11 protein-coding genes and 1 pseudogene are annotated in these 12,212 nt (G+C 72.4%); 8 read left to right on the plus strand and 4 right to left on the minus strand.

Translation table 11 applies throughout. From position 1 onward, the window contains the following. Positions 1–89 precede the first annotated feature (89 nt). The 3 genes from Bra3105_RS05785 to Bra3105_RS05795 all read left to right on the plus strand — a co-directional run bounded on the left by Bra3105_RS05785 (position 90) and on the right by Bra3105_RS05795 (position 4,046). A complete protein-coding gene (locus Bra3105_RS05785; protein ID WP_228358968.1) occupies positions 90–1,322 on the plus strand; it encodes a glycosyltransferase in 1,233 nt (410 codons plus the stop codon). Continuing rightward, positions 1,319–3,136 carry an ArnT family glycosyltransferase gene (locus tag Bra3105_RS05790; protein ID WP_228358969.1) on the plus strand — a complete coding sequence of 606 codons (1,818 nt, stop codon included), beginning with the start codon at positions 1,319–1,321 and terminating at the stop codon, positions 3,134–3,136. Before Bra3105_RS05785 ends, Bra3105_RS05790 begins: the two co-directional genes overlap by 4 nt. A gap of 130 nt (positions 3,137–3,266) precedes the next feature. Further along, positions 3,267–4,046: an ABC transporter permease gene (locus tag Bra3105_RS05795; protein WP_228358970.1), complete on the plus strand. Its 780-nt coding sequence runs from the start codon at positions 3,267–3,269 to the stop codon at positions 4,044–4,046. Here Bra3105_RS05795 and Bra3105_RS05800 read toward each other — a convergent pair. Genes Bra3105_RS05800 through Bra3105_RS05815 form a run of 4 tightly spaced genes read right to left on the minus strand, consistent with a single transcriptional unit; the run spans position 3,958 to position 7,247 of the window. Beyond that, complete coding sequence (locus Bra3105_RS05800; RefSeq protein WP_228358971.1) at positions 3,958–4,605, minus strand: DedA family protein; 648 nt, start codon at positions 4,603–4,605, stop codon at positions 3,958–3,960. The genes Bra3105_RS05795 and Bra3105_RS05800 overlap by 89 nt on opposite strands. Beyond that, entirely contained in the window at positions 4,602–5,717 is a 1,116-nt protein-coding gene (locus Bra3105_RS05805) for a sensor histidine kinase (RefSeq protein ID WP_228358972.1), read from the minus strand. Before Bra3105_RS05805 ends, Bra3105_RS05800 begins: the two co-directional genes overlap by 4 nt. After that, positions 5,714–6,394 carry a response regulator transcription factor gene (locus Bra3105_RS05810; protein ID WP_228358973.1) on the minus strand — a complete coding sequence of 227 codons (681 nt, stop codon included), beginning with the start codon at positions 6,392–6,394 and terminating at the stop codon, positions 5,714–5,716. Before Bra3105_RS05810 ends, Bra3105_RS05805 begins: the two co-directional genes overlap by 4 nt. Further along, entirely contained in the window at positions 6,387–7,247 is an 861-nt protein-coding gene (locus tag Bra3105_RS05815) for a phosphatase PAP2 family protein (RefSeq protein ID WP_228358974.1), read from the minus strand. The genes Bra3105_RS05810 and Bra3105_RS05815 overlap by 8 nt, the downstream gene beginning before the upstream one ends. Positions 7,248–7,461: 214 nt before the next feature. Between Bra3105_RS05815 and efeU the strand changes: the two genes are divergently transcribed. The 5 genes and pseudogenes from efeU to Bra3105_RS05840 all read left to right on the plus strand — a co-directional run bounded on the left by efeU (position 7,462) and on the right by Bra3105_RS05840 (position 12,069). Further along, positions 7,462–8,331, plus strand: a complete 870-nt coding sequence (efeU, locus tag Bra3105_RS05820; protein ID WP_228358975.1) for an iron uptake transporter permease EfeU — start codon at positions 7,462–7,464, stop codon at positions 8,329–8,331. A gap of 130 nt (positions 8,332–8,461) precedes the next feature. Further along, positions 8,462–9,043, plus strand: a complete 582-nt coding sequence (locus Bra3105_RS05825) for a cupredoxin domain-containing protein (protein ID WP_228358976.1) — start codon at positions 8,462–8,464, stop codon at positions 9,041–9,043. 97 nt (positions 9,044–9,140) lie between these two features. Beyond that, positions 9,141–10,094: pseudogene (locus Bra3105_RS05830) on the plus strand (ISL3 family transposase); the annotation flags it as partial. A gap of 6 nt (positions 10,095–10,100) precedes the next feature. Then, complete coding sequence (locus Bra3105_RS05835) at positions 10,101–10,538, plus strand: EfeM/EfeO family lipoprotein (protein ID WP_228359606.1); 438 nt, start codon at positions 10,101–10,103, stop codon at positions 10,536–10,538. A gap of 43 nt (positions 10,539–10,581) precedes the next feature. Continuing rightward, positions 10,582–12,069 carry a Dyp-type peroxidase gene (locus tag Bra3105_RS05840; protein ID WP_228358977.1) on the plus strand — a complete coding sequence of 496 codons (1,488 nt, stop codon included), beginning with the start codon at positions 10,582–10,584 and terminating at the stop codon, positions 12,067–12,069. Positions 12,070–12,212 lie beyond the last annotated feature (143 nt).

Raw genomic sequence — 12,212 nt, forward strand, 5'->3', positions numbered from 1 at the left:
GCTCCGCCGTCGGCGCGGTCCCTTCGAAGTTTCTTGGAGACGCCTCCCCACACTGACGGCATGACATCGAACATGCAGGTCAGTACGTCATGAGGGCCGACGCTCCGCGGCTGGACATCGTCTTGCCCGTCCTCGACGAGGCCGCGACCCTGCAGGCCTCCGTCGAGACGGTCCACGCCTTCCTCACGGCAAGCACCGAGCTGCCGAGCTGGCAGATCACGATCGCCGACAGCGCGAGCACGGACGGCACCGGCGCGATCGCCGACCTCCTGGCCGCCCGTCTGCCGTCGGTCCGCAACGTCCACCTGCCGCGGAAGGGTCGCGGGCTCGCGCTGCGCACGGCCTGGCTGTCCTCCCCGTGCGAGGTGCTCGCCTACATGGACATCGACCTCTCCACCGACCTGCGCGCGCTCGCGCCGCTGGTCGCACCGCTGCTGAGCGGGCACTCCGATCTCGCGGTCGGCTCGCGCCTGCTGCCCGCCGCGCGCGTGATCCGGGGCGCCCGACGCGAGACCCTCTCGCGCGGCTACAACCTGCTTCTCCACGGCACGCTCGGCGCCGGGTTCTCCGACGCCCAGTGCGGCTTCAAGGCCATCACCTCGCGCGCCGCCCATCACCTGCTGCCCCTCGTCGAGGACCCCGCCTGGTTCTTCGACACCGAGCTGCTCGTGCTCGCCCAGCGCAGCGGGCTGCGGATCGCCGAGGTCCCCGTCGACTGGTACGACGACCCCGAGTCGAGCGTCGACGTCGCCGGGACCGTCCGCGAGGACCTGCGGGGCATCGCGCGGATGGCGCGGGACCTCACCCTCGGGCGCATCCCGCTGGGCCCGGTGGCCGCCGAGCTCGGCCGTCGGCCCCTGCACCGCTCACGGTCCCTGGCCTCGCAGCTCGTGAGCTTCGGCGGCGTCGGAGCCCTCTCGACCCTCGCCTTCACCGGCCTCTACCTGCTGCTGCAGCTCGCCCTGCCCCACCAGGCGGCGAACCTGCTGGCCCTGGCCACGGCCACCGTGCTCAACACCGCGGTGAACCGGCGCCTGACCTTCGGCGTGCTCGAGCGCGCGGGCGCCGGGGTCCATCTGATCCAGGGCACCGCGATGTTCCTGGTCACCTGGGCGATCACGGCCGGCGCGCTCGCCCTCGCACACCTGGGCGGGCATCCGAGCGCCGCCGAGGACGTCCTCGTGCTCACCGCCGCGAATGCCCTGGCCACGGTCCTGCGCTTCCTCGTGCTGCGCCGCCTCTTCGCGAGACCCACGGATGATGCGCCGAAGGTCCTGGGCGAGGACGTGTCGCACACGCGCCGGGAGCTGACGGGCTCATGACGCTGATCCACGACCCGGCCGCCCCGCCCGCCTCTCCCTCGGGTCCCGGACGCCACCGGCACGACGAGGACGAGCGCCCGGGACCCCGCCACGCGCGGCTCGAGAACCGCCCGCTCGCCGTGCCGTGGGGCCTGCTCGCCCTCCTCGCGGGGAGCGCGCTGCTGTACATCACGGGCATCACGATCAGCGGGTGGGGCAACGTCTACTACGCGGCCGCCGTGCAGGCGGGCACCCAGAGCTGGCACGCGCTGCTGTTCGGCGCCTCGGACGCGACCGCGTCGATCACCGTCGACAAGCCGCCCGCCGCGATCTGGCTGATGGCGCTGTCCGCCCGCCTGCTCGGCTTCAGCCCGCTCGCTGTGCTGCTGCCGCAGGCGCTGCTGGGGGTCGCGACCGTGGGGATCGTCCACGCGACCGTGCGCCGCGTCGCCCCGCCCGGGGCGGCCCTGCTCGCGGGCGCCGTGGTCGCCACGACCCCGATCTGCGCCCTGGTCTTCCGCTACGACAACCCCGACGCGCTGCTCACTACGCTGCTCGCGACCGCCCTCTACGGCGCCGTACGGTGCCTCGAGCGCGGCCGCGCACGCTGGGCGGTCCTCGTGGGCGTCGCCTTCGGTCTGGCCTTCCTCACCAAACAGATGCAGGCCTTCGTCCCGCTGCCCGGCCTCGCCCTCGCACTGCTGCTCACCGCGCCGACCTCCTGGCTCCGGAGGATCGGGCTGCTGCTGGTCGCGGGGGTCTCGCTCGCGGCGTCCTCGCTGTGGTGGGTCGCCCTCGTCGAGCTCACGCCGCCCGCAGCGCGGCCCTTCGTCGGCGGCTCGCAGACGAACTCGTTCCTCGAGCTCACGCTCGGATACAACGGCCTGGGGCGGATCCTCGGCGGTCAGGGCAACTCGCCCGAGAAGACCGGCAGCATCGTGCGGACCTTCACCGACGCCTCCGCGCTCGGCATCTCCTGGCTGCTGCCCGCGGCGCTGGTGCTCGGGGCCGGGGCGCTCGTGGTGTGCCGACGGGACCCGCGGGCCCGGGTCCGACGAGGTCTGCTGGTGGCCGCGCTCACGGGACTGGTGGTGTCCGACCTCGCGTTCAGCCTCATGGACGGCATCTACCACTCCTACTACTGTGCGGCGATGGTCCCCTTCCTCGCGATCTCCGTGGACCTCGGCGCGCACACCCTGTGGGAAGCGCACAGTGCAGAGCGCGGGGCGCCCCGCGTGCGGGCGCTGCTCGGGCTGACGTTCGCGCTCACCGCGGTGTGGTCGTGCGTCCTGCTCTCGCAGGGACCGCATCAGCTGCTCCCGCTGCTCCCCCTCGTGGCGTGCACGGCCCTCGCCGCGATCGCGCTGCTGCTCCTGGCCGGTGAGCGCCCGCGGCTCGCGAGCGCCGCGGCGGCCCTGGGGATCATCGCGGCGCTGCTCGCGCCCGCCGGCGTCTCGATCCTCACCGCCGCGAAGGACCACCACGGCTCGGGGCCGATCGCCGGCTACGCCTCGCAGGCCCCCGATCCCGTCGCGCCGGACCTCGCGGACCTGCTCGCCGGCACCAGCACCGAGTGGGCGGCCGCGACCCAGGGCTCGGTGCCCGCGGCGCGCCTGCAGCTCGCGAGCGGCCGATCCGTCATGCCCATCGGCGGCTTCAACGGTACGGATCCCGCTCCCGGGCTCGGCCGCTTCCAGGAGCTCGTGCGCGAGGGCCGCGTGCGCTGGTTCGTCGGGGACGACGGCGAGATCGGCTCCTGGGTCGCACAGCACTACCCGGGGCGCAGCGTCGGCGGAGAAACGGTGTACGACCTCGCCGCCGCGCCCGTCGGCTAGGCCGCTGCGCGCCGTCCGGCACGGAGCCCGGCGCCTTCCGCGCCGTCCGGGAACGCCCGTGCGGCTACGCTGACCGGGTCCGCGGCGCGGCCCGAGCCCGTGCGAAGACCCGTCGACAGGAGGGCGCGCTGTGCAGTCGGTGACCGCCGAGGAGATCGCGAGGACCGTGCTCGCGGTGCTCGTGCTCATTATCCCCACCACCCTGGTGCTGCGCGCGACCGGCGTCCCCCAGCGCTGGGCTCCGGCGCTCGCGGTGCTGCGCGGCATGCTCCAGCTCGCGGTGCTCAGCATCATCCTCACCGGAGTCATCACCGATGCACGGCTGGTCGCGCTCGCCCTCGTGGTCATGTTCGCCGCCGCGGCGCTCACCAGCGCGCGCCGGCTCGGCACCGTCCGCGCGCACCTGCCCCTCGTCGTCGCGGGGATGGGCACCGGCATCGTCGTGACCCTGGTGGTCGTGTTCGCGACCGGCGCGATCGAGCTGTCCGCGCGCTACGCGCTCGCCGTCGGCGGCATCATCATCGGCAACGCGATGTCCACCTCGACGCTCGCCGGCAGGCGCCTGCTGCAGGCGGCCGACGACCGCTGGGACGAGATCGAGGGCTGGCTCGCCCTGGGGGCGACGCCGCGCCAGGCGACCCTGCCGATCTCGCGGCACGCCCTCCATGAGGCGCTCGTCCCCGCGACCGATCAGACCCGCACGACGGGCCTGGTGACTCTGCCCGGGGCGTTCGTCGGCGCGATCTTCGGCGGGATCTCCCCGCTCGAGGCGGGCCGGTTCCAGATCGTCGTGCTCGCCGGGATCATGGCCACCGCAGCGCTCACGAGCGCTGTGGTGTCCCTCGGTCTCGCCCCGCGCCTCTGCCGCGGCGACGCAGCGCTCCGATCGCCATCGGCGCGACCGAGATGACCACGAGCAGCAGCACCGCGGCCTCGAGGTGGTCGCGGATGAGCGCGACCCCGCCGAGCGCGTAGCCGAGGCTGGTGACGGCGGCGACCCAGAGCACCGCCCCCACGGCCGACCAGGTGAGGAAGGTGCGGCGCGGCATCCGCCCGACGCCCGCCACGACGGTGACGAAGGTGCGCACGATCGGCACGAAGCGGCCGATGACCAGGGCGCGCCTGCCGTAGCGGTCGAAGAACTCGATCGTGCGCTCGAAGTGGCGGCGCTTCAGCAGCCGGCCGTCGCGCTCGTACAGCCGCGCGCCGACGGCGCGGCCGATCTCGTAGCCCATCACGTTGCCCGCGAAGGCCGCGAGGGTGAGGGTGAGCAGGGACAGCGCGAGCGGGATGCGGATCGCGCCCTCGTGGGTGAACATGCCGACGGCGAACAGCAGCGAGTCGCCGGGCAGGATGGGGAAGAACAGCCCGCACTCGATGAGCACGATGAGGTGCGCGATCCACCAGAAGGCGGGGCCGAGCTGGGCGAGCAGCTGGGCGGGGTCCATGAGCTGGTGCAGGAGGGTCATCGTCGCTCTCCGTCGTCGGGGCCGCTCGCGGTGAGCGGCAGTCGGATCTCGAAGACCGTGCCCCGGCCGCCCGAGGAGAGCACGTCGATGCTCCCGCCCGCGCGCACGACGGCCTCGCGCACCAGGGCGAGCCCGATGCCGAAGCCCGTGCGGGCACTGCCGCCGCCGTCGACCGCGGCGGAGGAGCGGGCGAAGCGGTCGAAGACGCGGTCCGCCTCGATACCGCGGATGCCGGGGCCCTGGTCGCGGACGGTGAGGACCGCCCAGCCGGGGCGGCCCGCGACCTCGACCTCGACGCGCGAGGCCGGCGGCGAATGCTTGAGGGCGTTGTCGACCACGGCGGTGAGGATCCTCGCCAGCCGGGTCGCGCTCATGGGCACCGGGAGCAGCGACGGGTCGGTCCCGGGCTCGGCGCCTTCCACCTCACGCTCAGCGTCGCCCGTCGCAGGCTCAGCAGCGCCCGTGCAGGTCAGGCGCACATCACGGGCTTCCGCGACGGGGGCAAGATCCCGGCAGACGGCGCGGGCGACGGCGCGCACGTCGCTGCTCTCCGCGTCGTCGGGCCGCAGGTCCTCCTCGACCGCGTCGAGCATGTCGGTGATGATCGCGCCCAGTCGGCGGGCGTCGCGCTGCAGGTCCCGGACCGTCTCCCGGTGCGGGTCGTCGTCGTCGAGGGAGCGCGCGAGGACCTGGATGCGCATGTCGAGCACGGCCACCGGGGTGCGCAGCTCGTGGGAGGCATCGGCGACGAAGCGGCGCTGCCGCGAGAGCGCGTCGGCCAGCGGGGAGATCGCGCGGCGCGCGGCCACGAGGCCGATGATGCCGGAGGCGAGGATCGCGACGACGCCGAGCAGGATGCCCGCCTCGATGAGGTCGCTCGCGCCCAGGGCGATGTGCGCCTCGTGGTCGTCGGCGAACAGCTCGGAGGGGCCGACGCGGCGGATGATGAAGCCGACCGTGATCGCGACGAGCACGACCACGGCGATCGCGCAGGCCAGGGCGATCCGCAGTCCCACGCGCAGCGCCTGTGTGCGGACCAGGCGCTGGTCCGGGTCGGCCGGCCCTGCGGCGAGGCTCCGCACCCGGTCCAGGGCACGACGGGGGCCGTTCACGGCTGCCCCAGGCGGTAGCCGCGGCTGCGCACGGTCTGGATGAGCGCTGGCTCGGTCTTGCGTCGCACGTAGTGCACGTAGGTGTCGACCGTGCCTGCGGTGTCGCTCGCGGCGAACACCTCCTGGAGGATCTCGGCGCGCGTGAAGGTGCGCCGCGGATGGGAGGCGAGCAGTGCCAGCAGGTCGCATTCGCGCTCGGTGAGGATCGTGCGCCCGCCGTAGGGCGAGTACAGGGCGCGCGACTCGGGATACAGGTCCCAGGTGCCCACGGGCAGCCGGTGGCCCTCGTCGGCCAGCATCGCTACGCTGCGCCGTGCGGCCCGCAGCCGGGCCAGGAGCTCCTCGGCGTCGAAGGGCTTGGGCAGGTAGTCGTCGGCCCCGGCATCGAGCCCCTCGACCCGGTCGCGCACGGATCCGAGCGCCGTCAGCAGCACGACCGGGGTGCGCAGACCGGCGGCGCGCAGGGCACGCAGCACGGCGATCCCGTCACGGGTGGGCAGTCGGCGATCGAGCACGATCGCCGCGTGCACGCCGGTCAGCGCCGCATCGAGGCCCTCGGCCCCGTCGGCGACGAGATCGACGTCGTAGTCGGCGGCGAGCATCGCGGCCACGAGCGGCCCGAGCTCGGTGTCGTCCTCGACGAGCAGCAGGCGCGGGAGTCCTTCGGCCTCATGCATGGCGTGCTCCTCTCGACTGCCCGGACATCTGTGCGGTCGGCTGGTCGATCGATGCCTCGGCCGACGGCGCACCGCCATCATCCTCTCCGCGCGCGTCGGACCGCCCGCGGGCTCCCAGCACGTCCATCACGCCGAGCACGCTGAGTGCCCGCGCGGTGAGCAGCGAGAGGATCGGCGCCATCACGATCGAGGCGACCACATCGGTCGGGTGGTGCACGCCGAGCGCGACCCGCGACCAGGCCGTCACCAGCACCGCGCTCGCGCCGAGCAGCACGCCGGCGGTGCGCGCCGTGCGGCCGCGCAGCAGCAGGATGATCGCGCAGCAGATCGCGGCGGCGAACGCCGTATGCCCGCTCGGGAAGCTGAACGACGGCGGATCCGGCACCAGAGCACGCACGAGCACGTGGGGATCCGGGCGCTGCCTGCGCACCATGATCTTGACGAGCTCGGCCGAAGCCCAGGGAACGGCGATCAGCACGCCCGCGCCGAATCCGCTGCGCAGGCGCCGGGTGAGGATCCAGGCGCCGACCACCACGAGCGCGGCGATCGGAGCCGCACCGGCGGGGCCGCACGCCAAGTCGATGCCGACGGCGAGCGCCGACGTGAAGGGCGTGAGCGCGCTGTTGGCGGACCGGACGCCCGAGAGGTCCAGAGCCTCGACGGCGGGCGAGGCGTTGATCAGACGCCCGATCACGGCCATCGCGAGGACGACGAGCACGGCGCCGAGCCCGGCGACGGCGAGAGCGCGCCGACGCACAGCGGAGGGCGTCGAGGAGGGCGTCGCCGGCGGTGCCGACGGAACGGCCGACGGGGCGGCCGACGGGCCTGCGGAGAAGGCGGATGGATCGTTCACAGGACCCACCGTGGGCGGCTTCCTCCAAGACGTCTCTAAGAAACCCGAGAGCGTGATCCATGCCCTATCCGCCCCGGTGGACGAACAGGAAGGCAAGGCTTACCTTGAGGGAACAGATGTTCGCTCTATCCCAGTGGTCCTCTCCCGCGCCCCGCCCGTCTCCGCGTCCTCGGCCGCCCGGCGGAAGCACGCGGCCGACGGGCCCGGAGGCCACATGCTCCTGCCGAACCTGCTGATCTCGCTGCGCGAGGGCCTCGAGGCCTCGCTGGTCGTCGGCATCCTCGTCGCCTACCTCGTGAAGTCGGAGCGCCGCGATGTGCTCCCGAAGCTCTGGGCCGGAGTGGTCGTGGCGGCCCTCGTGCCGCTGGCCGTCGGTGCCGTGCTCACCTGGGGCCCCAAGACCCTCACCTTCCGGGCGCAGGAGATCCTGGGCGGGTCCCTGAGCCTGGTCGCAGTCGCGCTGACCACCGGAATGATCTTCTGGATGTCCAAGAATGCGCGCTCGCTCAAGCGCAATCTCGAGAGCGAGATGGAGCGCGCGCTGCGCCGCGGCGGAGGCTGGGGCGTGGTCGTGATCGCGGCCCTGGCCGTGGGCCGCGAGGGCGTGGAGACCGCGCTGATCCTGTGGGCGACGGTGAAGTCCTCGCTCGAGAGCTCGGTGTACTCGACGACGATCGGCATCGTGCTCGGCTTCGCGATCGCGATCGCCTTGGGCGTGCTCATCTACCGCGGCGCCGTGCAGCTGGATCTCGGGAAGTTCTTCACCTGGACCGGCGGCTTCCTCATCCTCGTCGCCGCGGGCATCACCGCCTACGGCATCGGCGATCTGCAGGAGGCAGGAGTGCTGCCGGGCATCACAGCGCGCGCCTGGAACCTCTCGTCGCTGCTGCCCGACCCGGCCTCGCCGCTGTACTGGCTGTACGTCGTGCTCAACGCGATATTCCAGGTGGACCTGAACCCGACGATCCTGCAGGTCATCGCCTGGCTCGTGTACTTCGTACCGGTCGCGGCGCTGTTCATCGTACGCACCGCCTCGCCGCGCCGCGCCCGCGCCGCCGCCGAGCTCAACGACGCCCACGCCTGAGACCCGACCCTCCCGCGCCCCACTGCGGCCGCGGCCTCCGCACAGGCCCGGCACCCCGACGTTCGCCCCGCGGTCCATCCCGACCGCATCCCAATCCCATCCCGATCGCATCCCTCGACCAGGAGCTCCCATGACCACGACCGCCACCACGCGCCGCACCGACCATCGTCCGCTGCCGCGCCGCACCCTGCTGGGCCTCGCGCCGCTCGCGACGCTGGGCGTCGGGCTCGCCGCGTGCACCGACAATCCCGCGAGCTCGAGCAGCGCGAGCGACGGCGGCTCCTCGCGCACCATCACGGTGACGATCACGGACGACGCCTGCACGCTGTCGGCCGCCACGATCCCCTCCGGCCAGGTGACCTTCACGGTGCAGAACACCGGCAGCGTCCCCAACGAGTTCGAGATCCTCGCCCAGGACAAGCTGCGCATCGTCTCGGAGAAGGAGAACATCGGCCCGGGCACGAGCGTCGAGCTGATGACGGCCCTCAAGGAGGGCACGTACTTCACGGCGAGCAAGCCGAACATGGTGGGCGACCTCGTGGGCACGGCCGAGTTCACCGTCACCAAGGGCGAGGAGGTGGAGGTCGACGAGGACACCAAGAAGCTCGAGGAGAAGGCCGTCAACGACTACACGGCCTACATCAAGGACCAGGTGGGCGCGCTCGTGAGCAACGCGAAGCTCTTCACCGGCTCTTCACAGATGAGGGTGTAGCTGTGGTGCGACCTGGGGCGGCGCGTCGGTGTCGGGGTGAGGGTCGAGGTCTTCCGATGATGGGAGTTCTCACACAACCCGTCCGGAAGACCTCGACGTGCCTGACGCTACCTTCACGCGCCCTGACCTGACTACCTTCACCCGCCTCGACGGCCTCGGTCTGGAGGTCACCGGCCAGCTGCTCGAGCCTGACCGGTCCGTGCTGGCGTGCCGGGTCGTGGAGCCGGACGACTGGTGCAGGCGGTGCGGCTGCCAGGGCGTGCCCCGTGACACGGTGAGCAGGGAGTTGGCGCACGAGCCGTTCGGGTGGCGCCCTACCACGCTGGTGCTCACCGTGCGCCGCTACCGCTGCAAGGAGTGCTCGCACGTGTGGCGTCAGGACACCACCGCTGCGGCGCCGCCGCGGGCCAAGATCTCCCGCGCCGGCCTGCGGTGGGGTCTGGTCGGGATCGTCGTCGGCCACCTGTCGATGGCCCGAGTTGCCGAAGGACTGGGCGTGGCGTGGAACACCGCCAACGACGCGGTCCTGGCTGAGGGCCGGCGTCTGCTCATCGAGGACCCGACCCGCTTGGACGGTGTCAAGGTCGTCGGGGTCGATGAGCACGTGTGGCGGCACACCCGGCGCGGTGACAAGTACGTCACCGTGATCATCGACCTCACCCCGGTCCGGGACGGCACCGGGCCCTCACGCCTGCTGGACGTGGTCGAAGGTCGGTCGAAGAAGGCGTTCAAGGACTGGCTGGCCGAGCGGGACCAGGCTTGGCGCGATGGGATCGAGGTCGTGGCCATGGATGGGTTCGCGGGCTTCAAGACCGCCACCACCGAGGAGCTGCCGGACGCCGTCACGGTTATGGATCCCTTCCACGTCATCCGGTTGGCCGGGGACGCTCTCGATGAGTGCCGCCGCCGAGTCCAGCAGGAACTGCACGGACACCGCGGACGCAAGGGCGGCCCGCTCTACACCGCGCGGCGGACCCTGCACACCGGGGCTGACCTGCTCACCGACCGCCAGCACGAGCGCCTTGACAAGCTCTTCGCTGGGGACCGGCACGGGGGGCTGACCTTCTCCGTCACCCTCGAGGACGTCGTCCAGGGTGCGCAGGGCCTCATGGAGGAGGTCGCGACCAGCAAGATCGTCGGCGAGGAGGACACCTTCTCCCACACCGATCTCGACGACTTCCAGGCGAATCTCGACGGCGCCAAGGTCGCCTACGGCAACGTCCAGGAGCTCGTGAAGTCCAAGGACGCGGACCTGGACACCTCGATCGGCGAGAAGTTCGACGCCGTCCAGAAGGAGCTCGACAAGTACGTCGACGGGAAGACCCCCGATGGCTCGCCGAAGTTCGTGGACTACTCGACGATCGCCGCCGTCCAGGAGGATGCGGGCGAGGCCCCGGGCGACAACGAGTACACGAAGGCCCAGCGCGCGATCTCGGACGTCATCAACGGCCTCGCCGAGGTGCTCTCGAAGGTCGCCGGTACGATCCTGCACTGATCCGCTCCGGTCCGCCCCGCCCCGCTCCCTTTCGAAGAGGCCCATGACCCGCGACGACAGCCCCGCGCCCGACGCTCCTGGCAGCACCGACCCCGCGTCGGCCGACACCCCGTCGACCGACGCCGCGGCGCCAGATGCTGCGTCACCCGAGTCCGGGAGTGCCGGCGGGTCCGCCGCGTCGGCCGGCGGGACCCGGCGCGGGGGCCTCGGCCGACGGGGGCTGTTCGGCGCGGCCGGGGCGGGGCTGGTCGCGGGCGGGCTGCTGGGCTACTCGGGCGGACGGGCCGCCGCGCCCGCTCCCGAGGCGGCGCCCGATCCCCTGCAGACCTCCTACCCCTTCCGCGGGGAGCATCAGCAGGGCATCGTCACGCCCGCGCAGGACTACATGTTCACCGCCGCCTACGACGTCTCCGCGACGAGCCTCGCGGACCTGCGCGAGCTCATGAGCACCTGGCAGGTGGCGAGCGAGCAGATGTGCGCGGGCGAGCTCGTGGGCGGGCAGCCGCTCGCCAACCGTCAGGCCGCCCCGCGCGACACGGGCGAGGCCTGGGGGTACCCGCCCAGCTCGCTGACGTTCACGGTGGGCGTCGGCCCCTCGCTCTTCCGCGACGAGGACGGCAGGGACCGCTTCGGCCTCGCCTCGCGCGCGACCGAGGTGCTCACGCAGGGCGTGCCGCGGTTCACGGGAGACGCGCTGCGCGAGGCCCAGTCCGACGGGGACCTCGTGGTGCAGGCCTGCGCCGACGACGCACAGGTCGCGATGCACGCGATCCGCAACCTCACGCGTCTGGCCTTCGGCACGGCCGCGCTGCGCTGGACGCAGATCGGCTACGGCCGCACCTCCTCGACCTCGACCCAGCAGGAGACGCCCCGGAACCTCTTCGGCTTCAAGGACGGCACCTCGAACATGAAGGCCGAGGACGGCGCGCAGGAGCTGGCCGAGCATCTGTGGGTCGGATCGGACGACGACGGCGCGGACTGGCTGCGCGGCGGCACCTACCTGATGATCCGCAAGATCCGCATGGAGCTCGAGGTGTGGGACCGCCTGCGCCTGCTCGAGCAGGAGGACATCATCGGCCGCGACAAGCGCTACGGCGCGCCGCTGTCGGTCGCCGACCCGACGTCGTCATCGCAGGAGTTCACCGACCCGGATCTCGCGGCCGGCGGATCCGCCTCGCCGCTGATCCCGGTCGACGCCCACATCCGCATGGTCTCCCCCGACCAGAACGACGGCGCGCGCATGCTGCGCCGCGGCTACAACTACACCGACGGCAGCGACTCGCTGGGCCGGCTCGATGCGGGTCTGTTCTTCGAGGCGTTCGTGCGCGATCCGCGCACGGGCTTCTACCCGATCCTCGATCGGATGACCAAGCAGGACGCCCTCTCCGAGTACCTCCAGCACGTCGCGAGCGGCCTGTTCGCGATCCTGCCCGGCGTGGCCGAGGGCGAGACGATGTTCGGCCAGGCCCTGTTCGGCGAGAAGTCCTCGTCTGCGTCGTCCGACGGTGGCTCAGCCTCCGACGGCGGCTGAGCGTCCGCCGGCAGCTGACGACTCCGGCCCTCCCGTCGGCGGTGCCGGATGAGGCCAGGGATTCCTCAGTGAGGTCCGACGACGCCTCGAGGAAGGGAGGCTGAACGCCCCGGTAGTAGACCCTTTCCATGGCTGACAACGAC

Origin of the sequence: Brachybacterium halotolerans subsp. kimchii (genome assembly GCF_020792675.1) — a bacterium.
GTDB lineage: Bacteria > Actinomycetota > Actinomycetes > Actinomycetales > Dermabacteraceae > Brachybacterium > Brachybacterium halotolerans.

What these genes read in the sequence shown, in the direction of transcription:
- Bra3105_RS05785 (WP_228358968.1), top strand. Translation starts at nt 90, where the DNA reads ATGAGGGCCGACGCTCCGCGGCTGGACATCGTCTTGCCCGTCCTCGAC.
- Bra3105_RS05790 (WP_228358969.1), top strand. Translation starts at nt 1,319, where the DNA reads ATGACGCTGATCCACGACCCGGCCGCCCCGCCCGCCTCTCCCTCGGGT.
- Bra3105_RS05800 (WP_228358971.1), bottom strand. Translation starts at nt 4,605, where the DNA reads ATGACCCTCCTGCACCAGCTCATGGACCCCGCCCAGCTGCTCGCCCAG.
- Bra3105_RS05810 (WP_228358973.1), bottom strand. Translation starts at nt 6,394, where the DNA reads ATGCATGAGGCCGAAGGACTCCCGCGCCTGCTGCTCGTCGAGGACGAC.
- efeU (WP_228358975.1), top strand. Translation starts at nt 7,462, where the DNA reads ATGCTCCTGCCGAACCTGCTGATCTCGCTGCGCGAGGGCCTCGAGGCC.
- Bra3105_RS05825 (WP_228358976.1), top strand. Translation starts at nt 8,462, where the DNA reads ATGACCACGACCGCCACCACGCGCCGCACCGACCATCGTCCGCTGCCG.
- Bra3105_RS05840 (WP_228358977.1), top strand. Translation starts at nt 10,582, where the DNA reads ATGACCCGCGACGACAGCCCCGCGCCCGACGCTCCTGGCAGCACCGAC.